Genomic DNA, 26,095 nt, shown 5'->3' on the forward strand with positions numbered 1-26,095 from the left:
GCCTACCTCCGCCGTCCGCCGCGGGACGCGGCTCGCTTCGATGACGATGTCTTCTTGGCTGTGGTGGTCTTCTTGCTTGCTGCAGCCTTCTTGGCGGGTGCCTTCTTCGCAGGTGCCTTCTTCGCAGGTGCCTTCTTGCCGGTGGCCTTCTTGGCGGGTGCCTTCTTGCCGGTGGCCTTCTTGGCGGGCGCGGCCTTCTTGGCGGGTGCCTTGTTCGCAGGTGGGGCCTTCTTCGCGGGGGCGGACTTCTTGGCAGCCGCCTTCCTGCCGCTCCCCCGGCGGCTGCTCGGTGCCGGCGCCTCCTGCTCCTCCGGCTCCTCGTCCTCGGGCTCCTCCTCCTCTTCTTCTTCCTCTTCGGGCTCCTCCTCTTCGGGCTCCTCTTCCTCTTCCTCGGGCTCCTCTTCCTCCTCGTACTCGCCCTCCTCCTCGGGCTCGCCCTCTTCCTCGTCGTACTCCTCGTCCTCGGGCTCCTCGCCTTCTTCACCCTCGCCTTCGTCGTCGCCCCGCTCCCCGAGCCGCGCCGTCCGGTCGCTGAGGGCATCGGCCAGGGAGTTCATGCCCCGGTCCGCTGCTGCTGTGAGCGCCTTCTTGCCGGACTCGAGCACGTCGCCGCGCAACTGTTCCTGGAGCTCGGCGAACTGTGGCACCTCGCTCAGCCTGCGCAAGCCCTCCGCGGCGAGCTGGCGCGGCTCCAGGCCGAAGCGCCTGCCTGCCAGGTAGGTCGCGATGGAGAGCGCGAGCCGGCCCTTCTTGGTTCGACCGAGTACGTAACCGCCCACCAGGGCTGCCGCGAGTGTCGCCTTCGTCTGGTCTTCCATGGTTAAGTCACCTTCGATGGTTCGGCGCGGAGCGGGCTCGTGCGGCGTGAAGCCGGTCGAGCAGCTTCTCCTCTTCCCGTTCGAACTCCTCCAGGCTGATACCGCCGTCCTCCAACTCATCGTTCAGAGCAGCAAGTTGCGCCCGGATGACGCCCGGGTCGTGCAACTCGCGGTCGGCTGCTTCGTTCACCTTCTCGGCGACCCAGACCACACCGCGGACCGGTGCCAGCGGCAGCAGCAGGAGTCCGGAGACGAGTCCCATGTCAGACCCCCGCCGAGGACCGTGACGCACGGGAAGGGACGAAGCTGTAGCAGGGCAGAGGCCCCGCGACCCGAAGGTCGACACGCTCACGGTGTGCGTCCGCGAAACGCCGCACGGTAGCCCCGAAGGTGTCGCTGTAGCTCCGGTCCACGAGGAAGGACACGTTCAGGACGCACCCGTGAACCTCCGGGGCGGGGGCCACCGCACGGGCCATGGGGGTGAGCTCGCGCACCAGTTTCGTCCCCGCCTCGGAGGCCCTGCGTGACAGAGCGGTGGCCACCGCCTCACCCAGCCGGACGCTCGCCTCGTACCCAGGGCGCCTGCGGACCTCCTCACGCAGTCGCCGGACGGTCCTCTCCTCGGCCACGACCGCGGCCAGGGCGTCCTGCGCGGGCAGCGCCTTGAGGTTGAACTCGACCCCACCGGCGAGATGCGCGAGCGTCGCCAGGTGCTCCGCCTGCGAGCCGCCCAGCGAGTTCCGCAGGGAGTCCTCGTCCGGCGCGATCACCCCGAACCGCATGGGCAGGACCGGGCCGTCGTCGGAGAGCCGCAGGAGAAGTTCCTGGTGTGCCATCAGATCTCTTCTGCGCGCTCGTAGTTGGGGTGGCGCATCGCTGACGACGGCTCGGACCTTCCCCTCTCCGACCAGCCGCAGCGGCGCCGGTGGGCCGCCCACGCCGGCCGCACCGGGCGGGAGCGCCGCTTTCGCGGGGATGATCGCGTATACGTAGACGCCGCTGGGGGTCACAACTCACGCCTCCGCACGCCGGCGTCGGCTCGAACTGTCGCGTGCGGGTGCCCGGCGCTTCCTCGGACGCTCCTCCTGCGTGTCGTCGTCATCGTCGTCACCGCTCCCCACCGCCTTGCGCACGGAGTCGCCCACGGATTCCGCGGCCTTGCGCACCTTGCGCTTGCCGACGGACTTGGCCACGCCTCCACCGAGCAGTTCGGGGATGGTGGTGCTGCCCGAGTCACGCTCCAGGTCGAGCCGGTTGCACGCCTCGGCGAAGCGCAGGTAGGTGTCCACGCTCGCGATCACGATGCGCGCGTCTATCTTGAGGATCTCGATGCCGACCAGCGACACCCTGATGAACACGTCGATGACCATGCCGCGGTCAAGGATGAGTTCGAGTACGTCGTAGAGGGTGCCGGCCCTCGGCGGGCACACGGCTACTTCGTCGGCGTACATGGTGGTCATGTGGCGTCCTTCCGGGTGATGGGCGAAACGAAACGGGTCACTCGTCCGCGGAGCCCCGCCTGTAGCGGCGGACCCTGGTGTATTCCATGAGCTCGCCCCGTTCGTCGATCTGCACCTCGTAGGAGGCCAGCAGGCTCGTCGTGTCCGGGATGCGGGGTACTTCGAGCACGTCGACGACCACGCACCATCCGTCGTCGTTCCTGCGTACGGCCGAGACGCCCTCGGCGGTGTGGGAGATCAGCCGTTCCAAGCTCTCGCACGCGGCACGGGCGGCGTGTTCGGGACCTCGCCGGGACGAAGTGCGGGGGGCTGCCGTTTTCGCTGTGCTCCCGGAGTGGGCGCGCCGGTTCTCTGCCATGGGATCCAGTCTGATCAGGATCGGATACACCGCATCTCGACGTCCGGGGGCAGGCGCGCGCGGGCACTCACCCTTTCGGCGTCCCGGCGGGACGCGGCACCGGTGGGGCGTGCAGAGTCGTAGTCATGGGTGACACCTCTGAGCCGACCGGGCACGACGAAGAGCACGTACGGCCGCGCGGGGTCGGCGACAACGCGGTCGAGGCGCTGGGAGCGTTGTCGGAGGCGTTGGAGACGGTGGAGCGCGCCCGAGGCCGCCTGTACGACTTCCACCAGCTCACAGGCGGTGCGGACCTGACACTGGACCGGGCGGTGGAGCTGCTCCGAATGGGTGGCCACACGGAACAGGCCGATCTGGTGGAGCGGGAGATCCTGGGCCGCAACGTTCTTCCCGGTCGCTGGACCTTCCAAGTGGTCGAGGCCTATGACGACACCTACTACCGGCCGTTCGTCGAGGTCGAGAAGCAGGTGCGCGACGAGCTCGCCGGAGGGCGGCGCCACCTCTACGAGGCCGAGATGAAGGAGGCCCGCCGCACCCACGGGCACCCACACCACACCGAGAGGCCCTGACCGTGGATCCTGAAGAGGCCCTGCGGCGGATCGCGTTCCTGCTGGAGCGGTCGCAGGCGTCTACCTACCGGGTGAAGGCCTTCCGCACGGCGGCGGACGCCGTCGGCACGCTGGGCGGGGAGGGGGTTGCGGAGCGAGCGGCGCACGGATCGCTGGAGGCCGTCCGCGGCATCGGCCCGAAAACGGCCCAGGTGATCAGGGAGGCACTGGACGGGGCGACACCCCGGTATCTCGAGCGGCTGGAGCACGAGGCGTCGGGACCGCTGGTGTCCGGCGGCGAGCGTCTCCTCTCCGCGATCCGGGGTGACTGCCATCTGCACTCCGACTGGTCCGACGGTGGCAGCCCCGTCGCTGACATGGGGCGTACCGCGATGGAGCTGGGCCACGAGTGGGCCGTACTCACGGACCACTCACCCCGGCTGACCGTGGCCAACGGGCTGTCGACCGAGCGGCTCCTGCGACAGCTGTCGGTCGTGGCGGAGCTCAACGAGCAGTGGGCGCCCTTCCGTCTGCTCACCGGTATCGAGTGCGACATCCTCGCCGACGGCTCACTCGATCAGGACCCTGAGGTGCTGGAGCGTCTGAACGTGGTGGTCGTCTCGGTGCATTCCAAGCTGCGGATGGACACCGCGGCGATGACGGAACGGATGCTCACGGCCGTACGCAATCCGCACGCGGACATCCTGGGTCATTGCACAGGACGGCTCCTCGGTGGGAAGAAACGGCCCGAGTCCGAGTTCGACGCCGATCGTGTGTTCGGCGCATGTGCTGAGGCGGGGACGGCGGTGGAGATCAACTGCCGCCCTGAGCGGCTCGACCCGCCGCGCCGCCTGCTCCGGAAGGCGGTCGCCTCGGGAGCCCTCTTCTCGATCGATACCGACGCCCATGCCCCGGGGCAGCTCGACTGGCAGCCCTACGGCTGTGCGCGCGCGGAGGAGTGCGAGGTGCCGGCCGAGCGGGTGGTCACCACCTGGTCCGTCGAACGCCTGCTGGACTGGACGAGGGGCGGGCCGAGCGGCTGAGACCCCTGACCGGTGGCGTCGGGGGCTCGCGTGCCCCGCTGAGCGGCCGGTCCGGGTGCGACGGTCAGGACGGGCCGGTCACCGCCGTTCGGCGTACAGTCGATCTCGGTCGTCCGTGTGACTCCGGGGCATGAGTGGGCAGGAGGAAACCCATGTCAGGTATCCGCACAGGCCCTTCACTTCCGCGCAGCCGAGGCCCTCTCTCCGAGGGGTTGATCCGCTGTCTGCGCGACGGCGGCCCACTGCCGGATCCGGCCCGGGCCGGGGATGCCGATCCCTACGGTGACGATCTTCAGCTCGCCCTCTACGTCTGTTACGAGCTTCACTACCGGGGGTTTCATGGCGTGCGCCCTGAGCTGGAGTGGGATCCGCCGCTGCTCGCGGTGCGTGCCGCGCTCGAGGACCGCTTCCTGACTGCGCTGAGGCGCGACGCAACGGAAGCGGCGGTTCTGGACGACCTGCTGGACGGGCTTCTCGAGGAACCGGTGCGCGGGAGCGGCGTCTCCTGGTTCCTCCAGGACCGGGGCGAGCTGCGTCACCTGCGCGACTACGCCATCCAGCGGTCCCTCTACCACCTCAAGGAAGCCGACCCGCACGCCTGGGTCCTGCCGAGGCTCTCGGGGCGGGCGAAGGCGGGCATGGCGGCCATCGAGTACGACGAGTTCGGGGGCGGCCGGGCGGATCGCGTCCACGCCAGGCTGTTCGCCGATCTGATGGAGGACCTGGATCTCGACACCGCGTACGGCGGCTACCTGGACGAGGGCCGCGCTCCCATGCTGGCCCTGGTCAACATGATGTCCCTTTTCGGCCTGCACCGTCGGCTGCGCGGGGCACTCGTAGGGCATTTCGCCGCCGTCGAGATCACCTCCTCCCCCGCGTCGCGGCGCCTCGCCCACGCGATGAAGCGCACGGGCGCCGGACCCGCGGCGGAGTTCTTCTACACCGAGCACGTCGAGGCCGACGCGGTCCACGAGCAGGTGGTACGCCGCGACGTCATCGGCGGCCTGCTCGCGGACGAACCGGGCCTGGCGCCCGACATCGCCTTCGGCATCACCGCCACCTCGTTCCTCGAGGACCGGCTCGGAGAACGGCTGCTGGCCGACTGGCAGGCCTGACCCGCGTTCCGTATCCCCCGCACGACGCAGCAGTGAAGGGAGTCACAGATGTCCGCAGACACGGCCGAGGCCACCCGTTCCGTCCGATTGATGACACTTCCGGGCGTGTACGCGCCGCAGCACGACACACGTCTGCTCGTCGCGGCACTCGACCGGGAGGAGATACATGCCGGCGCCGAGGTACTGGATCTCGGAACGGGCAGCGGTGCGCTCGCTCTGCACGCGGCGCAGCTCGGTGCGCGGGTGACGGCCGTGGACATCGCATGGCGGTCGGTGATGACGGCCAGGCTGAACGCGCTCGTGCGGCGCCACCGCATCACGGTGCAGCGCAGCGATCTCCTCTCGGCACTGCCGGGCCGCTCCTACGACCTCGTGATCTGCAACCCGCCCTATGTGCCGTCCCCCGTCGGCCCGCCTTCCGGCCACAGTGCGGCTCGCGCCTGGGACGCGGGCCGGGACGGCCGGGCGATCCTGGACCGGGTCTGTGCCGCGGCTCCCGCCGCGCTGCGCCCCGGTGGCAGGCTCCTGATGGTGCACTCCGGGCTCTGCGACAGCGACACCACTGTGCGCCGACTGCAGGACGCCGGGCTGCGGGCCCACGTCAGCGACCGCGCCCACGTACCTCTCGGGCGCGTCCTTAAGTCCCGGCTGCGGTGGCTGCGCCGGACGGGTCTGATGGGCGACGGCGACATGACTGAGGAACTGGTGGTCATCCGTGCCGAGCAGCCCTGAACACCCGCGGCAGGTCTCTCTGGAGGACGACGGGCCCCTGCTGGTGGAGGGGCCCGTCGAGGTCACGTGTGCGGACGGCTCGGTCGCCGTCTCGGACCGTTTCGTCGTGGCGATCTGCATCTGCCGGCGGAGCCGGATGTACCCCTGGTGCGACACCAGCCACCGGCGTCGCACCAGACCGGCGGAGGGCCGGCCGGCCGTTGACCCGGCGGACTGACCGGACTCATCGGATCATTGACCGGGCCGGATCCGCGCCGGGGTGGCCCCGCGCAGCCGCCGGGAGACCGCTCGCAGCCGCCGGTGGTGTTCGTGCATCTCCGCGGATCGCCGGTCCAGTTCCTCGGCCAGGCGCTCCGTCCGCTTGTCGATGTCGAGTTCGTCGAGGATGCGGTCGACCTCGGCCAGCAGCGCGCCGTGCAGCTGCCACTGCCGGGGGTACTCCTGTACGTCCTCGAGCAGGAGGTCAGCCACCCGGTCGCGCGCTCTGCGGCTGCGGGCGAGCGCGTCGGCCAGGCGTTCCTCGGCTTCTTCGCCGCTCTCGGCGATCGACGTCGTGATCAGATCCGCGAAGCCCTCGATGGCATCGGACATGTGCGTGAAGAGTTCTCTGAGGCACGCTGCCACGTCCTCGGGGAAGAGCGACTCGTCCGTGCGGGCCTTGGCCAGGTCCGTCAGGGTACGGGTCAGGACGCGGAGGACCACGGCGCAGATCTCCAGCGTGTCGAGACCGGTGCGCAGCACGACGCGGTAGAGCAGCCCCTGCCGGACCCGGGGGTTGAGCGTCAGGCTGTCCTCGGCCCGCCGCAGGGACGCGTCGACCTCCACGATGTCGTGGTCCAGCCGGCGGGCCTCGTGCAGGCGCGCGGCGGCTTCGCGGACGGGGATGTTGCCGCAGACCTCATCGCCCAGGGTCCGGAACATGCTCCCTATGCGGTTCCCCAGGCCGCTGATGGACGCGCCCGCGGACTCGACCCAGACCGGTGGCGCGAAAAGGAGGTTGAAGAGCAGGCCGACACCGGCGCCGATCAGTGTTTCCAGCACCCTCTCCCAGGCGGTGTAGGCGACCTGCGCGACGCCGAGGACCAGCATCGCGCTGATCGCCACCTCGGGTACGAACTCGTCGACCCGTACGAGCCGACCGATCAGCAGGGCGCTGAAGATGGTCAGCCCGAGACTCCACCAGCTCAGGCCGACGAGGGAGCTGAACGCGCTGGCGATCAGCACCCCGACGACGACTGCGTTCACACGCCGGATCCCTGTGGTGAGCGTGGCGTAGAGCGTCACCTGCACCACGAGGAGGGCGGTGAGGGGTGCCGTGAGGGGCGAGGGGTGAGGGTCGGGCAGGAGCCACTCGGCCGCCGCGAAGGCGATGACGGCCGCCGCCGTCGACCGCAGCGTCTGTGTCGCGGCCGGCTCGGTGGTCCGCTGGACGAGTTTGACGACGGGCGCGGGCGTGGAAACGGCAGGCATTCCTTGACGGTGCCCCGATCCGGGCCTCCGCAGCGCTTATGGGCCCAGCCGGACTCCGTACGGACGCACGCGTGCGCCCATCGGCTGCGGCCGCGCGCCGCGCGCTCCGGGCCCGACGGGAGGATGGTGGAGGCATGGCTATTTCACTCACGCCGCCCGGGGAGACTCCTCCCGCCGAGGGCTGCATAAGCGAGGCACACGTCGAGCGCCCGGACGGGGGCATCTGGGAGCACCCCCTGTTCTGGGCGGCGGTGGTGGTGCTGGGCTCGATCGTCTTCGCCGGATACTTCATCGCCCGCATCTTCGGGTTCGCGTGACGTCTCGCGTCCGGTCTTGCGGCAGCACCGGGCCTGGAGAGCCTGCTGTCGGAGGTGGACAGGCCGAACGGTTCAGCCGGGGAGTGCGAGGCGGAAGGTGGTGTGTCCGGGGCGGCTGGTGACGGTGGCGGTTCCGCCGTGGGCGGCGATGACGGCGTGGACGATGGCAAGGCCCAGGCCGGTGCTTCCCGTGCTGCGGGAGCGGGCGTGGTCCGCGCGGACGAAACGGCCGAAGACTTCGGGTTGGAGTTCCTCGGGAATGCCGGGGCCGTTGTCACTCACGTCCACCAGGACGGTGGTCCGTTCCTTCGTGAGGGTAATGGTCACGTCGGTGCCGGTCGGCGTATGGGTTCGGGCGTTGGCGAGGAGATTGCCGATCGCCTGCTGGAGACGGTGGGCGTCGCCCGTGACGGTGACCGGTTCTTCGGGGAGGTCCAGGAGCCAGTGGTGGCCGGGGCCGGCGGCGCGGGCGTCGTCCGTCGCGTTCAGGATCAGCAGGGTAAGGTCGACCGGCTCGTGTTCGAGGGGCCGTCCGGCGTCCAGACGCGCGAGAAGCAGCAGGTCATCGACGAGGCGGGTCATGCGCACGGACTCACTGTCGATGCGTTCCAGGGCGTGGCGGACTTCGGCGGGGACGGGTCTGTGGTGCCGCAGGGCGAGTTCGGCGTGGCCACGGATGTTGGCGACGGGAGTGCGCAGTTCGTGGCTGGCGTCGGCGGCGAAGTGCCGCAGACGTTCCTCGCTGGCCTGTCGGCGGGTGAGGGCGTCTTCGACGTGGCCGAGCATGTGGTTGAGGGCCGTGGCGACCTGGCCGACCTCCGTGCGGGGGTCGGTGTCGGAGAGGGGACCGGGCATGGCGATCTCGCCGCTGGCGAGCGGCAGCCTGGCGACCTCCGCCGCTCGGGCCGTGACCTTCTGAAGAGGACGCAGGGAGATCCGCACCCACACGGCTCCGGCGATGCCGGTCGCCATGAGCGCGGCTCCGAACAGCACCGCTTCGGCCGCTTCGAGGCGGTGGACGGTCTCTTCCACGGGGTGCAGGGGCAATCCCGTGATCAGTGTGTCCTGGTCGTCGCCCCGGACAGCCGTGACGCGGTACTTCCCCAGAGCGGAGAGGCGGATGCTGTACCCACCTCCGCCCACAGGGATTCCCGCCAGGGTTTGGCGGTCTTCAGGGGTGAGCTGGAGGGGACGGTCGGTGGCGTCGTCGACGACGGCAGTCTGGGTGACGTTGCCGTCCAGGAGTCGGGCGCCGAAGGTCGCCTCGGCCTGGCCCCTGGTGTCGGCGCTGTTGTCGGCGTCGCGTTCGGTCTCGTGTTCCAGGCTGGCTGCGAACCGGCCGCCGGACGCGGAGAGCTGCTGGTCCAGGCGCCCCATCAGGAAGCCGCGCAGAGCAAGGGAGGTGGTGATCCCGACGGCGAGACAGGCGAGGGCGAGCAGGACGACGAGTCCGGCGGTGAGCTGGCCGCGCAGCGTCCGGAGTCGCAGGCGCCTCACGAGGCTTCCGGCTTGAGGACGTAGCCGACGCCGCGCACGGTGTGGATCATCGGGGTGCGGCCGACGTCGATCTTCTTGCGCAGGTAGCTGATGTAGAGCTCGACGATGTGGGCGCGGCCGCCGAAGTCGTAGGCCCAGACCCGGTCGAGGATCTGGGCCTTGGACAGGACCCGGCGCGGATTGCGCATGAGGAAGCGCAGGAGTTCGAACTCGGTGCGGGACAGCTCGACGTCGGCCCCGCCGCGCCGGACCTCCCGGGCTTCCTCGTCCATGGTGAGGTCTCCGACGGTGAGCCGGTCCGTGCCCGGCCCGGCGGTCATTCCGGCCCGCCGCATCAGCCCTCGCAGCCGGGCCAGGACTTCCTCCAGGCTGTAGGGCTTGGTGACGTAGTCGTCGCCGCCCGCGGTGATCCCGGCGATGCGGTCCTCGACCGCGTCGCGGGCGGTCAGGAACAGTACGCACACCCGGGGCATCTCCCGTCTGAGGGCCCGCAGGACCTCCAGGCCGTCCAGGTCGGGCAGCATCCAGTCCAGTACCACCGCGTCGGGCCGGAAATCACGGGCCGACGCCAGCGCGGTCGCACCGTCGCCCGCGGTGCGCACCTGCCAGCCCTCGCCGGCCATGACCCCGGCCAGGACATCGGTGACGTCGGGTTCGTCGTCGACGACGAGGATCCGTACCGGGTCTCCGTCCGGGCGGTGCAGAAGCGGTGGCGTACGCGGCTCGTCCATGATTCCTTCAGCATCCCCCGGCGCGGGCCGCGTCAGGGGTGAGGCGTGCCTCTGAGTTTCCTCTGAACCAGAGCTGAGAGCGATCCACCGCGCCGTTTCAGAAGGTACACAGAGGTTGGGCTGTGAGGCTGGCTACCCATCGCCGGAGCGTGCGTCATATCCGGAGGAGCCCGATGACCACCATGTTCAGTTCCACAAATTATGCCCGCCGCGGGCTGCGCCACCGGCGCCCGCGCCGCAGCCTTGTCCCGTTCCTGGTGCCGCTGGTCATCTGGGGCGGCGTCGCGGGGGTGCTGGCTCTGTGGTGGAGCGACACGACCTCGGTGGCCGGCCCGGCGGCGTGGCTGACCGGCGCGGGACGTATCACCGGCCTCCTGGCCGGATACGCCTGCGCGGTACTGCTGGCGCTCATGGCCCGTATGCCACTTCTCGACCACACCATCGGCACCGACCGGCTCGCCCGCTGGCACGCCTGGGGAGGCCGCTGCACCGTCTCCCTCGCCCTCGCACACACCCTGCTGATCATCTGGGGCTACTCACTGGCCAGCCACACGAACGTGGTCAGCCAGACGTCCACACTCGTCCTTCACTACCCCGACCTGCTCAAGGGCACGGCCGGATTCCTGCTGTTCGTGGCCACGGGGATCGTGTCCGCCCGAGCCGCCCGCCGCAGGATGAGTTACGAGACGTGGCACTACCTGCACTTCGCGACCTACCTGGCGGTCTTTCTCACCTTCGGCCACCAGCTCTCCAACGGAGCCGACTTCGTCGGCAACCGCCTCGCACAGGCGGCCTGGTACACGCTGTTCCTCGGCGTCGCGGCCCTGCTCGCCTGGTACCGCTTCGCCGTCCCCGTCCGGCGTGGGCTGCGCCACCGCCTGCGCGTGGCCGCGGTCCTCCCCGAAGCACCGGGCGTGGTCTCCGTCCACCTCACCGGCCGGCACCTCGACGACCTCGGGGGCGAGCCGGGGCAGTTCCTGCGCTGGCGTTTCCTGACCCGCGGACTGTGGTGGACCGCGAACCCCTACTCCCTCTCCGCACCCGCCCACCCCGGTCACCTGCGGATCACGGTGAAGACCGCCGGCGGGCACAGCGCCGCCCTCGCCCGCTTGAGGCCCGGCACCCGGGTGTGGGCCGAGGGACCCTACGGTGCCTTCACCGCGAACCGCCGCACAGTCCCGAAGGTCCTGCTCCTGGCCGGCGGGGTCGGCATCACCCCCCTGCGTACGCTCTTCGAGACGCTGCCGGGCCAGGTCACACTCGTCTACCGGGCCCGCCGCACCGCCGACCTCGCCCTGCGCGGTGAACTCGACGCGATAGCCGTCCGCCGACGGGCCACCGTGCACTACATCGTCGACGAACCGGCCGGATACTCCCGCCCCCTCACCGCTGGGGCCCTGAGCAACCTGGTCCCGGATCTGGCCGCGCACGACGTCTACCTCTGCGGCCCGCCCGGCATGACCGAGGCCGCGATCGGGGCCCTGCGCGAGGCCGGGGTACCGGCCCGGCGCATCCACCACGAGTCCTTCGCGTTCTGAGGAGAACCGCCATGCGCCGAGCCGCCCTCGCCACCACCGGGATCAGCGCGCTGATCATCGCCCTGCTCGCTCTCAAACCCCACCAACTCCCCATGCCGGCCGGGGCGGCTCCCCGTTCCCCCACGACCTCGCACACTCCTGCAGACACCTCGCAGGGCACATCTGCCGGGACGGGCACATTCACCGGGGATCCCATCGACACCCCGTACGGAGCCGTGCAGGTCGCCGCCACCCTCACCAAGGGAAAGATCACCGCGGTCAAGGTCCTCCGGGCCCCGGACCAGAACGGTCGCGACCGGCAGATCGCCTCCTACGCCCTGCCCCGCCTCACCCAGGAAGCGCTCGGGGCCCAGAGCGCGCACATCGACGCCGTCTCCGGTGCCAGCTACACCAGCCAGGGTTACGTCCAGTCCCTCCAGAGCGCACTGGACCAGGCCCATGTCTGACACCGCGACCGGGCTGCGCCACGTCGAGCACGTCATGGGCACCGTCTTCTCCTTCGACATCCGCGACAGGCCCACCACCGCCATCCGCCAGGCCCTCGCCGAGGCCGTGCACCACCTCCACCAGGTCGATGCCGTGTTCTCCACCTACCGGCCCGACAGCCACATCAGCCGCCTCGACCGCGGCGAGATCCGACTGGCCGACTGCCCGCCCGAAGTCCACGAAGTCCTGTCCCTGTGCGCACAGGCCACCCACGCCAGCGACGGCTGGTTCAGCATCACCCCCGCGGGAAACCTCGACCCCTCGGGGCTCGTCAAAGGCTGGGCCACCGAAGCGGCATCGCAGATCCTCTACGCCGCGGGCGCGCACCACACGTGCGTCAACGGCGGAGGTGACCTGCGGCTGCGCGGCCAGGCGGGCCCGGGCACCGCGTGGCGCATCGGCATCGCCCACCCGCTGCGCCCCCGTGAACTGGCCACTCTCATCACCGCCGGCCATGACCTGGCCGTCGCCACCTCCGGCACCTCCGAACGCGGCCATCACATCGTCGACCCGCACACCGGCAGACCGGCCGACACGTTCGCCTCCCTCACCCTCGTCGGACCCCGCCTGACGCTGACCGACACCTACGCCACCGCCGCGTTCGCCCGAGGCAACGGGGCACAGGGCTGGGTGGAGGCACTGGACGGCTACGAAGCGCTCGCGGTTCTGCCCGACGGCCAGGAATGGCGAACTCCAGGATTCAGCCGCTATGGGTCATGAGGTGCCCCACAGCACCATTCCCGCGCGCAGGGAACGGGCGCCTCCGCGTCGCGCCGTGGCTACACCACCGGAGCCGTCGCAGAAGCCCGGCTCCTCCCCGTCCAGCATGGAACATCACCTTCCGAAGGAGCCCTCTGTGGGACTCGACCTGATCAACGGCATCCCCGCACACGTCCTGTTCGTGCACGTCGTCGTGATCCTGGTACCCCTTACTGCGCTTGCCCTGATCCTGTGTGCCGCCTTTCCCTCCGTCATGCGCCGGTTCGGCCTCGCCCTGCCGGCCCTCGCCCTGGTGTCCCTGATCAGCGTGCCGCTGACGACCGAAGCCGGCGAGTGGCTGGAAGGGCACATAGACAGCGATCCCCTGGTCCGCAGGCACGCCGAACTCGGGGACGGACTGCTCCCCTGGGTCATCGGGCTCTTCCTGGTGTCCGCGGCGGTGTGGTGGCTCTACCGCCGCGCCGCTCACCGCACCCCCGAGGCGGGGCGATCCGTCAGCACGGTGGGCACGCCGCTCCGCCTCGCCGCCGCTGTGCTGTCCCTCATCATCGGCGTGGGTGCCTGCGTGCAGGTCTACCGAATCGGCGACTCAGGCGCCAAAGCCGCCTGGAACGATGCCTACTCCGCCAGCGCCCACCCCGGTCGCGGCTGACCGGCACTCGCCGTGACGCACCCCGTCCCACAGGCCGCGTCCGTTGACCGTCACACGACCTCCGGCCCCTCTGCCCGCTGGGCATCGAGCACGGCAGGCAGAAGGGCCGGGCCGTACTCACGCCATCTTGTGATCACACCGCAAGCCACGTGGCCAACTGACCCGGAGCCGCCGGCCGTGCCGCGCGTGCCCACCCCCCGGCCGGGTCAGCCCTTCGGCCGCCGCTTGCCCGGCTTGGTGGAACGGCCCTCGACGAGGGCACGCCGGATCTGCGCGGCAGTCGCTCGCGCGTGCTCGGAGGTGGCCGTACGGTCGGCGACCGACGTGACGAACCGGTGGGTGGGCCGCAGGCACCGGTCGCACGGCGTGTCCGTCGTGATCAGGTAGCCGTCCTCACACTGCGGGTTCGTACAGCGGCTCGGACCCACTAGGGCCTCGGCGATCTCCTGCGGCGCCCAGCGGCGTCGCCCGTCCTCGTCCTTCTCGTGCAGGGAATGGGACCAGCGGACGTTCCACCGGCGCTCGAGCCGCTCCAGAAGCTGGTCGGGGGTGCGCCGGGCGAGCTCCTGGTGGATCAGGTCGTGGACGGTACGGGGATGACGGTGGCCGAGGGCCTGGACCAGCGGTTGCGGAAGCGCCTGGAGGATGTAGGCGACCGGGTCGCCGGCCGCCCGCTCGCGCCACCTCCGGCAGGTGCAGGGTCCCTCGGCAGGCAGCGTCCGCTGGCACCGGCCGCACCGGCCACGGCATTCCGCGCAGAGCCCGTCGTCGAGCCCGTCCAGGTGCGGCGCCGGCGCCCGCCCGCAGTCACGGCAGCAGGCGGCGCAGGGCCCGCAGAGCCGCTCGTCGCCGAGCTTCGTCGTCCACTGCCGCTGCTGGCAGCGGCAGCACAGGACGTTGTTGCAGTACTCGTGGTGGGCGGCGCCCGAGTGCCGTCCGGGGGGCGGGAATGACATTGCGGCGTTCTCCAGTACGTGGCGTGGAGCGGTCGGGTCCAAGCCATGCCGACGAAGCACGCAGGCGCCCTGGGGACGACGGTATCGCCCCGTACGGATCCCGCGTCGCGCTCCGTCCCGATCGGAACGCCATTGTCCCGCACCGGGAGGACGCGAGGGTCAGGGCCTCAGACCGCCGACCACGTTCGCGGTGGCACTGATCCCCTCGTGGATGGTGGGGGCCATGCTCGTACCGGCGAGGAAGAACCCGAGCAGGCCGCAGACGATCGCGTGCGACACCTTGAGTCCGCCGTTGCGCAGGAAGATCACCGCGAGGATCAGCATGAGCAGTACCAGTGAGATCGAAATGGCCATGGCCAACCTCCTCCGCCGCGCCGCAGTTGCGGCATTCGGCGGCCAGTGTGGCTCAGGGCAGGGGCCGTTCGGCGGACCGGCGTGTCCGCCGAACGGGTGTTGACGCACGGTGACCGGGGCCGCGGCCGAGGCCGGTCAGCCGCTCCGGCGGCCGTTGCCTCCCCGTCGGCGGAGGAAGGCATCGAGTCCTGCCAGGTCGTCGCTGTTGAGGTGGTCAACGTCCGCGGCGACGAGTTCCGTCCAGACGGCGTCACGCTCCGGACCCGGGACGTCGGGGGTACCCCAGAAGCGGACCCGCTGACCGGCGGCATGGGCAGCCGAGACGAATCTGCGAAGCCTGTCGCGTTCGGCGGCGGGGAAGGGCCCCGTCCCCAGCCAGCTGAAGCTCTGGGTCCAGTTCCCGCTGATCAGCGGGACGAAGGACGCGGGAGCCGGGGTGCCGAGATCCTCGGGCCTGCCGTCGTAGAAGGCGTACCGGGTGGTCTGTGCCTCCATGGGGACACGGGCGGCGCGGTCGCCCGAGACGACGGGGGTGACGGCCCCCGCCCTGACCTGCCCGTGGACGTAGTGGCTGAGGATGTGGCGGTAGCGCCGGAGCTCGCGGTCGAGCGCCAGGTAGGTGGCGGCACCGTCGGTCTTGATGTCGATCAGGAGCTGCAGCGGATCACGGTGACCGACGTGGACGGATCCGTGATTCGCCCGGACCCGGGCCGCCAGGGGGTCGAGATAGAGACCGGTCAGGGTGCGCGTGGGGTCGAGGCTTCCGGCCTCGTGGGCGACGAGCAGCTCGCCGTCGACGAGGAAGACGTCCGCCTCGACGCTGGTGAATCCGTGCGCGAGCGCGTCGTGGAGTGGACGCGGATGCAGGTAGTCGTTGTGCGCATGGGCCCGGGCGAGCGGGCGGGGGCCGCGGGGCCGGGCCTGCGCCGCGGGAGCCGCGGCTGCCGTCTGGGCGGGGATGAACACGCCGGCGGCCGCGGTGGCGAGAGCGGTGGTGACGACGCTTCGACGGGTCAGGTGTGCCATGGGGGTCTCCCTGAAACGGTGGGGCGGGGGCGCGACGATTATGGTCGCGCCGGCGCCCCGAAAGGCAGGTACCTGCCAAGAGTTGGGCAGGCCGTCGTCCGCCCGTCGACTGCGATGCGCCTGCCGGTACCCCAGTGCCCGCCCGGTTCCACGGCGCCCTCCCCGCCCGGTCACGGCCGGGCGGGAAAACGCATGCCGCGCCTCCCCGCCCGGGCACGCCTACGGTGCCGGAAGGTCCACCAGCTCGCCGACGGCGTCACGATGGCGCCCCGCCGTGCCGTACGCGACGGAGTCGGCCTTGGCCCGCTTCAGATACAGGTGCGCGGGATGCTCCCACGTCATCCCGATCCCGCCGTGAAGTTGCACGCACTCCTCCGCGGCGTGCACGGCGACCTTCGAGCAGTACGCCTGCGCCACGGCCACGGCGAGCGGGGCGTCGGAGCTTCCGGCGGCCAGGGCGTCGGCGGCGTTGCGGGCGGCTGCCCGCGCTGAGACGACCTCCAGCCAGAGCTGGGCCATCCGGTGCTTCAGCGACTGGAACGAACCGACCGGCCTGTTGAACTGATGGCGCTCCCGGGTGTAGCGGACCGTTTCCGTCAGGCACCACTCGGCAAGGCCGAGCTGCTCGGACGCGAGCAGGCCCGCGCCGGCCAGCAGCCCCCTCGTCACGGCCGCGGCAGCGGGTCCGGACTCCGCGAGGCGTGTCCCGGTGGCCCCGCTCAGGGTGACCGTGGCAAGCGGGCGGGTCAGGTCGAGGGGGACGAGCGGCTGGACGGCGACACCGTCGCCGGCGGTCTCCACGGCGTACAGACCCTCACCGGTGGGCACCAGCAGTACGTCGGCGGCCACCGCGTCGGCCACACCGGTCACGGTCCGGTCGAGCGTGCCCGTCACCGCGGCTGCGCCGTCGGCCGGCGCCGTGGCGAACGGCAGGGCGAGAACGGCGACCTTGTGTCCGGCCGCGAGTTCCGCGACAAGCCGACCAGCCGGCCCGTCGTCGTCGACAAGCGTGAGGAGCACCTCCGTGGCGACGACGGCACTGGTCAGATAGGGGGCCGGTACGACACTCCGGCCGAGCTCCTCGATGACCACGGCAGCCTCGCGGTGGCCGGCGCCCTGCCCGCCCAGCTTCTCGGGCACCAGCAGCCCCGCTGCTCCGATCCCGGAGGCCAGGGAATCCCACAGCCGCTGGTCGTAAGGCGTGTCGGACTCGATCGAGGCGATCACCTTCGGCGCGTCTGCCCGGTCCGCGAGCAGCGAGCGGACCGCCGACCGCAGGTCCTCCTCGGTCTCCGAGTAGAGCAGGTCCGGCGCGTGGGCTTCGGTCTGTGCGGTCATCGGGCGAGATCCTTCCAGGCTGCGTCCTTGTCGTTTCGCGGCTCGGCGGGAAGGCCGAGCACGCGTTCGGCGACGATGTTGAGAAGGACCTCGCTCGTGCCGCCTTCGATGGAGTTGCCCTTCGACCGCAGGTAGCGGTATCCGGCGTCGCGTCCGGTGAAATCGACGAGCTCGGGGCGCCGCATGGTCCAGTCGCCGTACAACAGGCCTTCGTCACCCAGGAGTTCGACCTCCAGCCCGCTGATCTCCTGGTTGAGGCGGGCGAACGCGAGCTTCATGCCCGAGCCCTCGGGGCCGGGCTGTCCGGCGACGAGCTGCTGGCGCAGCCGCTCGCCGGTGAGCCGGGCCACCTCCGCCTCGACCCACAGGGTGAGCATGCGCTGGTGGAGGTCGTGGGTGCGCAGCCCGGGCTGTTCGCGCCAGGTCCTGGCGACGGTGCCGATCATGCCGCCCTCGCGGGGAATGCGGGCTCCGCCGATCGATACGCGCTCGTTCATCAGGGTGGTCTGCGCGACCTTCCAGCCGTCACCGACCGGGCCGAGCCGCCTGTTGTCCGGGATGCGTACGCCGGTGAGGAAAACCTCGTTGAATTCGGCCTCGCCGGTGATCTGGCGCAGTGGACGGACCTCGACACTCGGGTCGGTCATGTCGCAGACGAAGTAGCTGATGCCCCGGTGCTTCGGGACGTCGGGGTCGGTGCGGGCGATCAGGATCGCCCATCGGGCGACGTGGGCACTGGAGGTCCAGACCTTCTGCCCGTCGACGATCCAGTCCCCGGTCCCGTCCTCGGCGCGGACCGCCCGGGTGGCGAGCGCGGCGAGGTCCGAGCCCGCGCCGGGCTCGCTGAAGAGCTGGCACCACACCTCCTCGCCGACCCACAGCGGGCGAAGGAAGCGCATCTTCTGCTCGTCGGTGCCGAAGCCGAGGAGCGTCGGGGCCGCCATGCCCAGTCCGATGCCGATGCGGCGCGGATCGTTGTCGGGGGCCCCGGCGGCGGCGAGTTCGGTGTCCACGACGGGCTGTAGTGAGCGCGGCGCGTCGAGCCCACCGAGGCCCTCGGGGTAGTGCACCCATGCCAGGCCGGCGTCGAAGCGCGCCTCGAGGAACTGGGTGCGGCCGGTTGTCGCCGGCGGGTGGGCCGCCAGCAGTTCCCGGGTGAGCCGGCGGATCTGTGCCGCGTCGACGGTGCCGCTCATCGGGTTCCCCCTGCCGGCATGACGACGATGCGACCGGTGCTGGTGCCGTCCGCGACCCGCTGGACCGCTCGCGCCGCGTCGGCCATGGGGACGCGTTCGCTGATCAGCGGCTTGACGGCGCCCTGTTCGGCGAGCTTGGTCAGCTCGTCGTGGCAGGCGCGGACCGCGGCGGGGTCCTTGGTGTTGTACAGGCCCCAGTGAAGGCCGACGATCGAGTAGTTCTTCACCAGGGCGTGGTTGAGGCCGGGCGCGGGGATGGAGCCGCTCGCGAAGCCGACGACGACGACGCGGCCCTCGAAGGCGATGCACTTGACGGACTTGGCGTAGGCGTCCCCGCCGACCGGGTCGTAGACCACGTCCGCGCCTCGGCCGCCCGTGGCCTCCTTCACCGCGGCGACGATGTCCTCGCTCCTGCGGTCGATGACCAGGTCGCAGCCCAGTTCGCGGGCGATGGCGGCCTTCTCGGGCCCGCCGACCACTCCGATGACGGTGGCTCCGGCCGCCTTGCCCAGCTGGACGGCCGCGCTGCCGACACCGCCGGCCGCCGCGTGCACCAGCAGCGTCTCACCGGCCCGCAGGTGCGCGCGCCGGTGCAGTCCGAACCAGCCCGTCTGGTAACCGATGTGGAGCGCGGCCGCCTCGGCGTCGTCGAGGGCGTCGGGAGCCGGCAGCAGGGCCGTCTCGTCCGCGACCACGTAGTCGGCGAAGCCTCCCCGCGGAAGGGCAGGGGTGGCGAGCACCCGGCGGCCGTCCCCGGTCACGCCGCAGACCTCCACGCCCGGGGTGAAGGGCAGCGGGGGCCGCACCTGGTACTGGCCCCGGCACAGGAGCGCGTCGGGGAAGTTGATGTTCGCCGCGCGCACCTCGATCAGCACCTGGCCGTCGCCGGGAACGGACCGGTCCGTCTCCTCGAGCTCCATCACCTCGCTCGGCTCGCCGTTACGGTGCACTCGCCATGCCTGCATGAGGGGCCTCCACAACACTGTCGGCATTACCACTGCTCCGGCGCATACTAAGCGGTCGCTTGCCTGTCTGTGAACACCCTCGCCCGCACCCGGCGGACCGCGTCACGGCCGCCTCGGCTTGGCCCTCACGTGCATCCGCTCCCCCTGCGGCCCGAACAGGCTGAGAAATTCGACCGGCTCGTCGCCCGCGGGGCCGAACCAGTGCGGCAGCCTGGTGTCGAACTCTGCCGCTTCACCCGGCACCAGCACGAGGTCGTGCTCGGCCAGCTTGAGCCGCAGCCGCCCGTTGAGCACGTACAGCCACTCGTAGCCCTCGTGCGTCCGCTGCTCCGGCACCTCGGTGCAGGGTGCCTCCTGGATGACCTTGTAGGCCTGGAGGCCCCCCGGCCTGCCGGTGAGCGGCAGGGAGGTCTTCGTTCCCTGGACGATCGGCTTCGCCCGCACCCTCGGATCGCCGACAGGCGGAGCCCCGACGAGATCGTCGAGCGGGACCTCGTGGGCCCGTGCGATCGGGAGCAGCAGCTCCAGGCTGGGCCGCCTGCCACCGGATTCGAGGCGGGACAGGGTGGAGACGGAGATCCCCGTCGCCTCGGACAGTGCGGCGAGGGTCACTCCGCGATCCTTGCGCAGCCGCCGCAGCCGGGGGCCGACGCCGGTGAGCACGGCGCCCAGTTCGGGGTCGCCCTGATTCTGTTCCTTCATGCGCCCATTGCAGAATCAGCAAACGCATGTGTCAATCAGGACCGGCCGGCCGCTCCAGGGAAGGCGTGCCGACAGGCGATACGGACTGGTCCCCACCACCCGCTTGTGACGTGCCGAGCGGGATCGCGCCGTTGGCGCTCCGCGCCGCCGCCCGGCTCGATCCGGCGCGGGCTTCCCGGCGCTTCGCGCCCCGGGCGCGGACGGCCGGACGAAGCTGTACGCACTCATACCGGGGGTGGGCGGTCTGCTCGCATACGCCGGTACGGGCGGATGCCCACCTGCGGCCATGGCGGAAGGCCTTGGGTGCGACTCAGCGGCTGAAGACCTCGAACGCGACGGCCGGGCGTCCGCCGAAGCGCTCGGCCGCCGCCTCGGTGGTGCCGGCGAGGAACCTACGGCAGTACGCCTCCGGGTCCTCGTCGGTCAGCACCTCGATGTAGGTGCTGTGGGCCAGCAACGACCGGACCGCCCGCTCGAACCCCGGGGTTGCGTCGACCGCGTGGGTGGGCCGGTCGGTTCCCGCCACGGCGACCCAGCGCACCCCGTCCCACGGCTCCAGCCCCTGCTCCCGCAGTTCGGGGAAGATCCAGCGGTTGCCCGCGTCGCCGGCGGCGTCCAGGGTGGCCCGACCGACCGCGCGGTGGTCGGGGGTGTTCCATGCCACGCCGCCCCAGGTGTCGCGATGGTTGAGCGTGATGAGCAGTTCGGGCCGGTGCCGGCGGATGGCCGCGGCGATGTCGCGGCGCAGAGCGGTGCCGTACTCGATGACGCCGTCCGGGTGGTCCAGGAATTCCACGTCGGTGACACCCACGGCCGCGGCACTCGCCCGCTGCTCACGCTCGCGCAGCGGCGCGCACTCCTCGGGGGCGATCGTGTCGATCCCGGCCTCGCCTCGGCTCGCCAGGAGGTACGTGATCTCCCGGCCCCCGTCGGTCCAGCCGGCCACGGCCGCGGCGCAGCCGTACTCCAGGTCGTCGGGGTGGGCGACCACCGCCAGCGCACGCTGCCAGTCCGCGGGCATGGGTTCCAGCTGCTGTGTCATGCCCGGCAGGCTATCCGGGAAGCGATCTCGGATTCACGCATCCCGGTGGCGGTTCGGGGCAGGGGCCATGGAGTTGCCCCGGCCGGACGCGGCTCCGCCCCGGGCCGCGCCAAGCCGGTTCATAATACCCCTAGGGGTATTATTGCCGTCCGGGGCACCGGGCCGAGCAGGAATCCGGCCACCCCGGCGAACGAAAGGAGATCCCCACGTGATCAGCCCCGCCTCCCTCTCCCCCGCCCAGGCCGCGGCCCGCCTGGAAGAGTTCACCGTCATCGACGTACGGGCGCCCGGCGAGTACGCCTCGGGGCATGTGCCCGGCGCCCTGAACATCCCGCTCGACCGGCTCGCCGAGGCGCTGCCCGCTCTGAAGTCGGCCTCGGCCCGGGGTTCCCTGCTGGTGGTGTGCGCCTCCGGGGTGCGCTCGGTCCGGGCCTGCGAGATCCTCTCCGACGCAGACATCGACGCCGCCACCCTGACCGGCGGGACCTCCGCCTGGGAGGGCGACGGACGTGACCTCGACCGCCCGGTGGGAGGCCGGACGACGTGGCCGATGGAGCGCCAGGTGCGACTCGCCGCCGGTTCGCTGGTCGTGGCAGGCCTCCTGGCCGGCCGGCGCCTCCCGGCGGCGCACTGGCTGTCCGCCGGCATCGGCGCCGGTCTCGTCTACTCGGCGGCGACCAATACCTGCGGCATGGCGGCGGTCCTGGGGAAGCTCCCGTACAACCGCGCACCGCAGGCGGAGGCCGGCCTGGACGCGACCCTGGAGGCCCTGCAGGGCTGAGCCTTGCAGGAGCCAGGGCGCGCGGGCCGCGCATGATCCGGACGAGAGGCCCCAGCCAGGGTCCGCGCCAAACGATCCTGTCTGGTGGATCCCGGTCTGGTGACAGGCCGCCATGAACCGTCAGACACCGAGTGGGAGCTCGTCCTGCCGCTGCTGCCGCGTGCGGCATCGGGGCGTTAGCGGCCGGATGAGCGGATGCTCCTGAACGGGAGCATGCCGCCGGGGTCCCGACAGAGTGCTCCGCCGCTCGGGGTTCGGACGGTCCAGGGCGGCCCGCCGGCCAAACTCACCTCGTGCGCGACAGTCCGGGCCGGCCGCTCGGCTCCACGATCACCGGTGGCAACACCAACGACCGCACCCGGTTCCCCGCCGCCACGCAGCCCATGCGCGTGTGCCCGGGGCCGGATTTTGCCGGCCCCGGATCCGGCCCTCGCACGTCATCAGTGACAGGCAGTCCGTTCGCGCCGACTCCCGAAAGGTGAGATAGGCCACGCCCCACCCGTCGAGCACGAGGCCAACCGCCGCCTGGAGCCACGAAACCCCAGGTCACAGCCTTCATCTGAAATTTCTGCCGAAATCGGGCCGGTTCAGCACACTACTTGCTTAAGCAATTATCCTATATACTTGCTCAGGCAAGTAACTTTTGATGGGTTCAACGAGAGGTTTAGCCGCCCCGCGTCCATCGACACACCGCAACAACCGGAGGTACTGACATGAATCGTCTCGAGGGGCGCGCCGCGCTGGTCACAGGCTCGACGAGCGGAATCGGGCGCGGAGTGGCGGAGGCGATGGCCCGCGAGGGCGCCGTCGTCATCGTGACCGGACTTGGCGCGGAGAGTGGTGCGCAGGTCGTCGACGGGATCGTCGCGGAGGGCGGCATCGCCCACTTCGTCGAGGCAGACCTCTCTGCGGGTGGCGCCGAGGTCCGCCGCCTTGCGCAGGAGGCGACCGCCCTGGCGGGTCGGCCGATCGACGTCCTCGTCAACAATGCGGCCTTCCTCGTGGAGCCGCACCCCATGACGGAGTCGACCGAGGAACAGATCGACCTGGTGCTGGAGGTAAACATCAAGGCCCCGTTCCTGCTGACGGCGGCCCTGGTGCCCGGCATGGTGGAGCACGGCGGCGGCGCGGTGATCAACATGGGCTCGATCGGCGGCGTGGAGGGAATCAAGTTCACCTCGCTGTACGGCGCCAGCAAGGCAGGCCTGCACTCCCTGACGCGGTCGTGGGCCGCGGAGCTGGCCGCCGACGGTGTGCGAGTGAACACCGTCGCCCCCGGACCCACCATCACGGAGTCGAACGAAGAGCTCCGCCCCCTCCTCGAGAAGCTCGCCGAGAGCAACCCGGACATGCGTACGGGCAGCGTGCGGGATACCGCCGCGGCTGTGATCTTCCTCGCCAGTGAAGACGCGTCTCACATCCACGGCGTACTCCTCCCCGTGGACGGCGGGGCCCTCGCGACCTGATGAGGACGGGCCGGCTCGGCGCGTCAGCGTCGAGCCAGCCCCGCGAGTCGCCATCGACAAGCCCGCCCGGTCCTTCCGCGCCGTGCAACCCTCGCATCCCTCCTGATGTGGGCGTGGCGTCTGACGACAGGCTCTAGCGGTCGCTCTCGCCCCTCACGAGCGCGAGCAGCCGGTCCAGAACGCGTGGCCCGCCCGCCCTCAGCCCGTCGTGCTCGAACTCGCTGGTCACCCACGTACGCAGCCCGCGGATCGAGGAGGCCGTACGCAGCGCGTGGCCCGTGTCGACGTACATGTCGTCCTGGTAGACGGCGGCGGCCACCGGTACCTCGTTGGCCGCGAGCCGCTCGGTGTCGTACAGGACGGGCCAGTCGGTGCGGGCCGCCAGCAGCTCGGCCGTCTCGCGCAGCGGACGCAGTGCGGGATCGACGTCGAAGTGCCAGGGGTGGATGCTCTCGCCGGTGAACAGCACCGGCCCGTCGCCCGCCAGGGCGCTGTCGGCGTCGAACTGCGGGAACTCCGCACGGACGCGTTCGGCCGCCCAGTTGGTGGGCCGCGGGCCCTGCCCGTAGATCGACTCATGCATGAGGGCGTACAGCGGGTGCCCCGCGAACGAGGTAGCGGTGCGCATGGCCTCCTGGAAGGCGTCGGAGAGCTCCCTCCCGTGCGCCCCCTCGACGAAGGCGTTCTCCAGGAGGTAGTGCAGCTGATGACTCCCGCTGCCGCTGCCGAGCATGATGCCCAGGGACTGGAAGCCCTCGGGAGTCAGCCGGTGGCCGGCGCTGTCCGGGCGATGCGCGGCAAGGTGTGCGGCGATCGCCCGGGCACGGGCGACGTCCTGCGGGTAGCGGGCGTAGTGTGCGGCGGCCTTGCGTTCGATGCGCGGGTACGCGGCCCGGTAGACGTCCTCGGCATGCGCGTCCAGCGACGGCAGACCGCCGGTGATCAGGACGGCCTCGAGCCCCTCCGGGGCCACCGACAGGTAGTGCACCGCGCAGAACCCGCCGTAGGACTGCCCGAGGACCGTCCACGGCGCCCCGCCCGTGAGCTGAGGGCGGATCAGCTCGCAGTCACGGACGATGCTGTCGGCGCGGAAGTGTGCAAGATGGTCGGCCTGCTCGCGCGGGCCGCCACGCGCAGGAAGGGTCTGCCGGGTCGCCGGGGTGGAGAGACCTGTCCCCCGCTGGTCCAGGAGCAGCACACGGAATTCCCGCACCGCCCGGCCCAGCCATGCCTCCGTGCCGACGAATCGGCGGGCACCGAATCCCGGGCCGCCCTCAAGGTAGACCAGCCACGGCAAGTCCTCGGCCGGCTTCCCGGAGGCGACGGCCTCGCGGGCGAAGAGTTCGATCGTCTCGCCGCCCGGATCGCCGTGGTCGAGGGGGACCGTGAACCGGCGGTCGGTGAGGACGAGGCCGGGCTGGCGATAGCTGCTCAAGGGGACTCCTGTATCGGGTGCTTCCGGTACAGTTCAGCACATCGCCGCGCCCTGGCCGTTAGCGGGCCGCATGCGCTCCGTCCGGACTGGTCCCGGTGTGCGGCAGGGGCATCTGAGCGGTCGGTCCGGTGAAGCCGGCGGACGAACCGTCGGCAGCTGGAGTCACACGCCGTCCTCCGGCAGGGCGAACTCAGTGCTGTACACGCCCTTGGGCCCCGGCCCGCCCCGTCGGCCCCGCGGCGCCGGTGGGGCGGTGACCTGTGGTCGGTCAGCGCGCCCGCAGGTAACTTCCGCCGTCCCTGGTCCGTTCCACCAGTCCGGCCACGACGAGGAAACGGCGCAGAGCGGAGCAGTCCTCGTGCACGGTGAGCAGCGCCTCGTTGACCTCGCGCTCGGTGTAGATCCGGCCGGGCTCGAACAACGTCTGCGCGAGGTGCACCAGCAACTGTTCGCGCCGTGCGGTCCTGCGGGGGATCGCCGTGAGGCGGCCTCCCGAGAAGAGGGAGGACACCTGCTGTGAACTGCGGGATTCCGTATCGGACATCCCGGAAGCCTCGCAGGCGCGAGCGCTTCGGGCAACGCGGTTTCCCTCCGGTGAGAGCTCCTCGCCCTGCGGGCCGGTCGTCGCACGGCGTGTCGGTCATTCACCTCGCGACGAAGGCGGTCCCGCACGGCCCTGTTCGATCCTTCTGATCCGAGACGCTCACCGAGGCCGCGACCCACGAAAGGTACCGGCGCCCCGCGGGACCGGATCGGCCGGCCCCGCGTTCACCGGGAGCCGGTCGATCCGCCTGCGGACGTCTGCGCGGACGCGTCAGCCCTGCTGTACCGGAGTGAGGACGAAGACCGGGATCTCCCGGTCGGTCTTCTCCTGGTAGTCGGCGTAGTCGGGGAAAGCCTCGACGGCCCGCCCCCACCACAGCGCCTTCTCGTCCCCCGTCACCTCACGGGCCACCATGTCCTGCTGGACAGTGCCGTCGCGCAGCTCGACCTTCGGGTCGGCGAGGACGTTGTAGTACCAGACGGGGTGCTTGGGAGCCCCGCCGAGGGAGGCGACCACGGCGTACTGGCCGTCGTGCTCGACCCGCATCAGCGGGGACTTGCGGATCTTGCCGCTCTTGGCGCCGCGCGTCGTGAGGAGGATGACGGGCATGCCACGCAGGGTGGTGCCCTGCGTCCCGCCTGAGCTCTCGATGAGCTCGACCTGCTCACGGACCCACGTCGTCGGGCTCGGCTCGTACTCGCCCTCGATCGGCATGGCACCTGTTCCTCTCGTCGGAGTGCTGCGTCGTGCCCCCCATCATGTCTCCGCCCGCGACCGGCGGCACGCAGGGACACCGGTATGCGCG

The 26,095-nt window shown here is 71.0% G+C and carries 31 protein-coding genes; 12 read left to right on the top strand and 19 right to left on the bottom strand.

What is annotated here, in order from left to right:
• Window positions 1-2 precede the first annotated feature (2 nt).
• The 5 genes from ACFU5K_RS11390 to ACFU5K_RS11410 are packed head-to-tail and all read right to left on the bottom strand — an operon-like array spanning window position 3 to window position 2,636.
• A complete protein-coding gene (locus ACFU5K_RS11390) occupies window positions 3-818 on the bottom strand; it encodes a histone protein (protein WP_384059237.1) in 816 nt (271 codons plus the stop codon).
• Window positions 819-825: 7 nt separating this feature from the next.
• Complete coding sequence (locus ACFU5K_RS11395; protein WP_384059240.1) at window positions 826-1,080, bottom strand: gas vesicle protein GvpG; 255 nt, start codon at window positions 1,078-1,080, stop codon at window positions 826-828.
• 1 nt (window position 1,081) lies between these two features.
• On the bottom strand, window positions 1,082-1,828 hold the full coding sequence (locus ACFU5K_RS11400; protein WP_384059241.1) for a GvpL/GvpF family gas vesicle protein: 747 nt from the start codon (window positions 1,826-1,828) through the stop codon (window positions 1,082-1,084).
• A 3-nt stretch (window positions 1,829-1,831) separates the two neighbouring features.
• Window positions 1,832-2,278, bottom strand: a complete 447-nt coding sequence (gene gvpJ, locus ACFU5K_RS11405; protein ID WP_384059243.1) for a gas vesicle protein GvpJ — start codon at window positions 2,276-2,278, stop codon at window positions 1,832-1,834.
• 37 nt (window positions 2,279-2,315) lie between these two features.
• On the bottom strand, window positions 2,316-2,636 hold the full coding sequence (locus ACFU5K_RS11410; protein WP_384059246.1) for a gas vesicle protein: 321 nt from the start codon (window positions 2,634-2,636) through the stop codon (window positions 2,316-2,318).
• A 125-nt stretch (window positions 2,637-2,761) separates the two neighbouring features.
• On the opposite strand from ACFU5K_RS11410, the gene ACFU5K_RS11415 reads away from it, so the two are divergent.
• The 5 genes from ACFU5K_RS11415 (at window position 2,762) to ACFU5K_RS11435 (ending at window position 6,291) form a co-directional block, all read left to right on the top strand.
• Window positions 2,762-3,205 (top strand): hypothetical protein, encoded by a 444-nt coding sequence (locus ACFU5K_RS11415; protein WP_384059249.1) that lies wholly within the window; start codon window positions 2,762-2,764, stop codon window positions 3,203-3,205.
• Window positions 3,206-3,207: 2 nt separating this feature from the next.
• Complete coding sequence (locus tag ACFU5K_RS11420; RefSeq protein WP_384059252.1) at window positions 3,208-4,227, top strand: PHP domain-containing protein; 1,020 nt, start codon at window positions 3,208-3,210, stop codon at window positions 4,225-4,227.
• A gap of 152 nt (window positions 4,228-4,379) precedes the next feature.
• Window positions 4,380-5,342 (top strand): iron-containing redox enzyme family protein, encoded by a 963-nt coding sequence (locus ACFU5K_RS11425; protein WP_384059254.1) that lies wholly within the window; start codon window positions 4,380-4,382, stop codon window positions 5,340-5,342.
• 48 nt (window positions 5,343-5,390) lie between these two features.
• Window positions 5,391-6,074 (top strand): HemK2/MTQ2 family protein methyltransferase, encoded by a 684-nt coding sequence (locus ACFU5K_RS11430; RefSeq protein WP_384059257.1) that lies wholly within the window; start codon window positions 5,391-5,393, stop codon window positions 6,072-6,074.
• Window positions 6,058-6,291, top strand: a complete 234-nt coding sequence (locus tag ACFU5K_RS11435; protein ID WP_384059260.1) for a CDGSH iron-sulfur domain-containing protein — start codon at window positions 6,058-6,060, stop codon at window positions 6,289-6,291. The genes ACFU5K_RS11430 and ACFU5K_RS11435 overlap by 17 nt, the downstream gene beginning before the upstream one ends.
• A gap of 14 nt (window positions 6,292-6,305) precedes the next feature.
• Here the strand turns inward: ACFU5K_RS11435 and ACFU5K_RS11440 are convergent, their stop codons facing one another.
• Window positions 6,306-7,544, bottom strand: a complete 1,239-nt coding sequence (locus tag ACFU5K_RS11440) for an aromatic acid exporter family protein (RefSeq protein WP_384059262.1) — start codon at window positions 7,542-7,544, stop codon at window positions 6,306-6,308.
• Window positions 7,545-7,678: 134 nt separating this feature from the next.
• On the opposite strand from ACFU5K_RS11440, the gene ACFU5K_RS11445 reads away from it, so the two are divergent.
• Complete coding sequence (locus ACFU5K_RS11445) at window positions 7,679-7,861, top strand: DUF6480 family protein (protein WP_384059265.1); 183 nt, start codon at window positions 7,679-7,681, stop codon at window positions 7,859-7,861.
• Window positions 7,862-7,933: 72 nt separating this feature from the next.
• On the opposite strand, the gene ACFU5K_RS11450 is transcribed toward ACFU5K_RS11445, so the two are convergent.
• Window positions 7,934-9,358, bottom strand: coding sequence for a sensor histidine kinase (locus ACFU5K_RS11450; protein ID WP_384059267.1), 1,425 nt, complete (start codon window positions 9,356-9,358; stop codon window positions 7,934-7,936).
• Window positions 9,355-10,089 carry a response regulator transcription factor gene (locus tag ACFU5K_RS11455; RefSeq protein WP_384059270.1) on the bottom strand — a complete coding sequence of 245 codons (735 nt, stop codon included), beginning with the start codon at window positions 10,087-10,089 and terminating at the stop codon, window positions 9,355-9,357. The genes ACFU5K_RS11450 and ACFU5K_RS11455 overlap by 4 nt, the downstream gene beginning before the upstream one ends.
• Window positions 10,090-10,262: 173 nt before the next feature.
• On the opposite strand from ACFU5K_RS11455, the gene ACFU5K_RS11460 reads away from it, so the two are divergent.
• The 4 genes from ACFU5K_RS11460 (at window position 10,263) to ACFU5K_RS11475 (ending at window position 13,485) form a co-directional block, all read left to right on the top strand.
• Window positions 10,263-11,627: a ferric reductase-like transmembrane domain-containing protein gene (locus tag ACFU5K_RS11460; protein WP_384059271.1), complete on the top strand. Its 1,365-nt coding sequence runs from the start codon at window positions 10,263-10,265 to the stop codon at window positions 11,625-11,627.
• A gap of 11 nt (window positions 11,628-11,638) precedes the next feature.
• On the top strand, window positions 11,639-12,073 hold the full coding sequence (locus ACFU5K_RS11465) for an FMN-binding protein (RefSeq protein ID WP_384059273.1): 435 nt from the start codon (window positions 11,639-11,641) through the stop codon (window positions 12,071-12,073).
• A complete protein-coding gene (locus tag ACFU5K_RS11470; RefSeq protein WP_384059276.1) occupies window positions 12,066-12,833 on the top strand; it encodes an FAD:protein FMN transferase in 768 nt (255 codons plus the stop codon). Before ACFU5K_RS11465 ends, ACFU5K_RS11470 begins: the two co-directional genes overlap by 8 nt.
• 136 nt (window positions 12,834-12,969) lie before the next feature.
• Window positions 12,970-13,485 carry a DUF2231 domain-containing protein gene (locus ACFU5K_RS11475; protein ID WP_384059277.1) on the top strand — a complete coding sequence of 172 codons (516 nt, stop codon included), beginning with the start codon at window positions 12,970-12,972 and terminating at the stop codon, window positions 13,483-13,485.
• 206 nt (window positions 13,486-13,691) lie between these two features.
• Here ACFU5K_RS11475 and ACFU5K_RS11480 read toward each other — a convergent pair whose 3' ends face one another.
• The 8 genes from ACFU5K_RS11480 to ACFU5K_RS11515 all read right to left on the bottom strand — a co-directional run bounded on the left by ACFU5K_RS11480 (window position 13,692) and on the right by ACFU5K_RS11515 (window position 21,064).
• Entirely contained in the window at window positions 13,692-14,441 is a 750-nt protein-coding gene (locus ACFU5K_RS11480; RefSeq protein ID WP_384059280.1) for a hypothetical protein, read from the bottom strand.
• 159 nt (window positions 14,442-14,600) lie between these two features.
• A complete protein-coding gene (locus ACFU5K_RS11485) occupies window positions 14,601-14,795 on the bottom strand; it encodes a hypothetical protein (RefSeq protein WP_384059282.1) in 195 nt (64 codons plus the stop codon).
• Window positions 14,796-14,930: 135 nt separating this feature from the next.
• On the bottom strand, window positions 14,931-15,821 hold the full coding sequence (locus ACFU5K_RS11490) for a phosphatidylinositol-specific phospholipase C/glycerophosphodiester phosphodiesterase family protein (RefSeq protein WP_384059284.1): 891 nt from the start codon (window positions 15,819-15,821) through the stop codon (window positions 14,931-14,933).
• A gap of 219 nt (window positions 15,822-16,040) precedes the next feature.
• Window positions 16,041-17,159: an acyl-CoA dehydrogenase family protein gene (locus ACFU5K_RS11495; RefSeq protein WP_384059286.1), complete on the bottom strand. Its 1,119-nt coding sequence runs from the start codon at window positions 17,157-17,159 to the stop codon at window positions 16,041-16,043.
• Window positions 17,156-18,355 carry an acyl-CoA dehydrogenase family protein gene (locus ACFU5K_RS11500; protein WP_384059288.1) on the bottom strand — a complete coding sequence of 400 codons (1,200 nt, stop codon included), beginning with the start codon at window positions 18,353-18,355 and terminating at the stop codon, window positions 17,156-17,158. Before ACFU5K_RS11500 ends, ACFU5K_RS11495 begins: the two co-directional genes overlap by 4 nt.
• Window positions 18,352-19,320 (bottom strand): NADPH:quinone oxidoreductase family protein, encoded by a 969-nt coding sequence (locus tag ACFU5K_RS11505; RefSeq protein WP_384059291.1) that lies wholly within the window; start codon window positions 19,318-19,320, stop codon window positions 18,352-18,354. Before ACFU5K_RS11505 ends, ACFU5K_RS11500 begins: the two co-directional genes overlap by 4 nt.
• A 102-nt stretch (window positions 19,321-19,422) precedes the next feature.
• Complete coding sequence (locus ACFU5K_RS11510; RefSeq protein WP_384059293.1) at window positions 19,423-20,022, bottom strand: helix-turn-helix domain-containing protein; 600 nt, start codon at window positions 20,020-20,022, stop codon at window positions 19,423-19,425.
• Window positions 20,023-20,332: 310 nt separating this feature from the next.
• A complete protein-coding gene (locus tag ACFU5K_RS11515; RefSeq protein WP_384059296.1) occupies window positions 20,333-21,064 on the bottom strand; it encodes a PIG-L deacetylase family protein in 732 nt (243 codons plus the stop codon).
• A gap of 208 nt (window positions 21,065-21,272) precedes the next feature.
• On the opposite strand from ACFU5K_RS11515, the gene ACFU5K_RS11520 reads away from it, so the two are divergent.
• Window positions 21,273-21,845 (top strand): rhodanese-like domain-containing protein, encoded by a 573-nt coding sequence (locus ACFU5K_RS11520; RefSeq protein ID WP_384059299.1) that lies wholly within the window; start codon window positions 21,273-21,275, stop codon window positions 21,843-21,845.
• Window positions 21,846-22,558: 713 nt separating this feature from the next.
• On the top strand, window positions 22,559-23,311 hold the full coding sequence (locus tag ACFU5K_RS11525; RefSeq protein ID WP_384059302.1) for an SDR family NAD(P)-dependent oxidoreductase: 753 nt from the start codon (window positions 22,559-22,561) through the stop codon (window positions 23,309-23,311).
• A gap of 133 nt (window positions 23,312-23,444) precedes the next feature.
• Here ACFU5K_RS11525 and ACFU5K_RS11530 read toward each other — a convergent pair whose 3' ends face one another.
• The 3 genes from ACFU5K_RS11530 to ACFU5K_RS11540 all read right to left on the bottom strand — a co-directional run bounded on the left by ACFU5K_RS11530 (window position 23,445) and on the right by ACFU5K_RS11540 (window position 26,004).
• Entirely contained in the window at window positions 23,445-24,746 is a 1,302-nt protein-coding gene (locus ACFU5K_RS11530; RefSeq protein WP_384059305.1) for an alpha/beta fold hydrolase, read from the bottom strand.
• A 268-nt stretch (window positions 24,747-25,014) separates the two neighbouring features.
• Window positions 25,015-25,290, bottom strand: coding sequence for a DUF2087 domain-containing protein (locus ACFU5K_RS11535; RefSeq protein ID WP_384059308.1), 276 nt, complete (start codon window positions 25,288-25,290; stop codon window positions 25,015-25,017).
• A gap of 270 nt (window positions 25,291-25,560) precedes the next feature.
• Window positions 25,561-26,004 carry a nitroreductase family deazaflavin-dependent oxidoreductase gene (locus ACFU5K_RS11540; RefSeq protein WP_384059310.1) on the bottom strand — a complete coding sequence of 148 codons (444 nt, stop codon included), beginning with the start codon at window positions 26,002-26,004 and terminating at the stop codon, window positions 25,561-25,563.
• Window positions 26,005-26,095 lie beyond the last annotated feature (91 nt).

Source organism: Streptomyces sp. NPDC057428 (assembly GCF_042803195.1).
GTDB lineage: Bacteria > Actinomycetota > Actinomycetes > Streptomycetales > Streptomycetaceae > Streptomyces.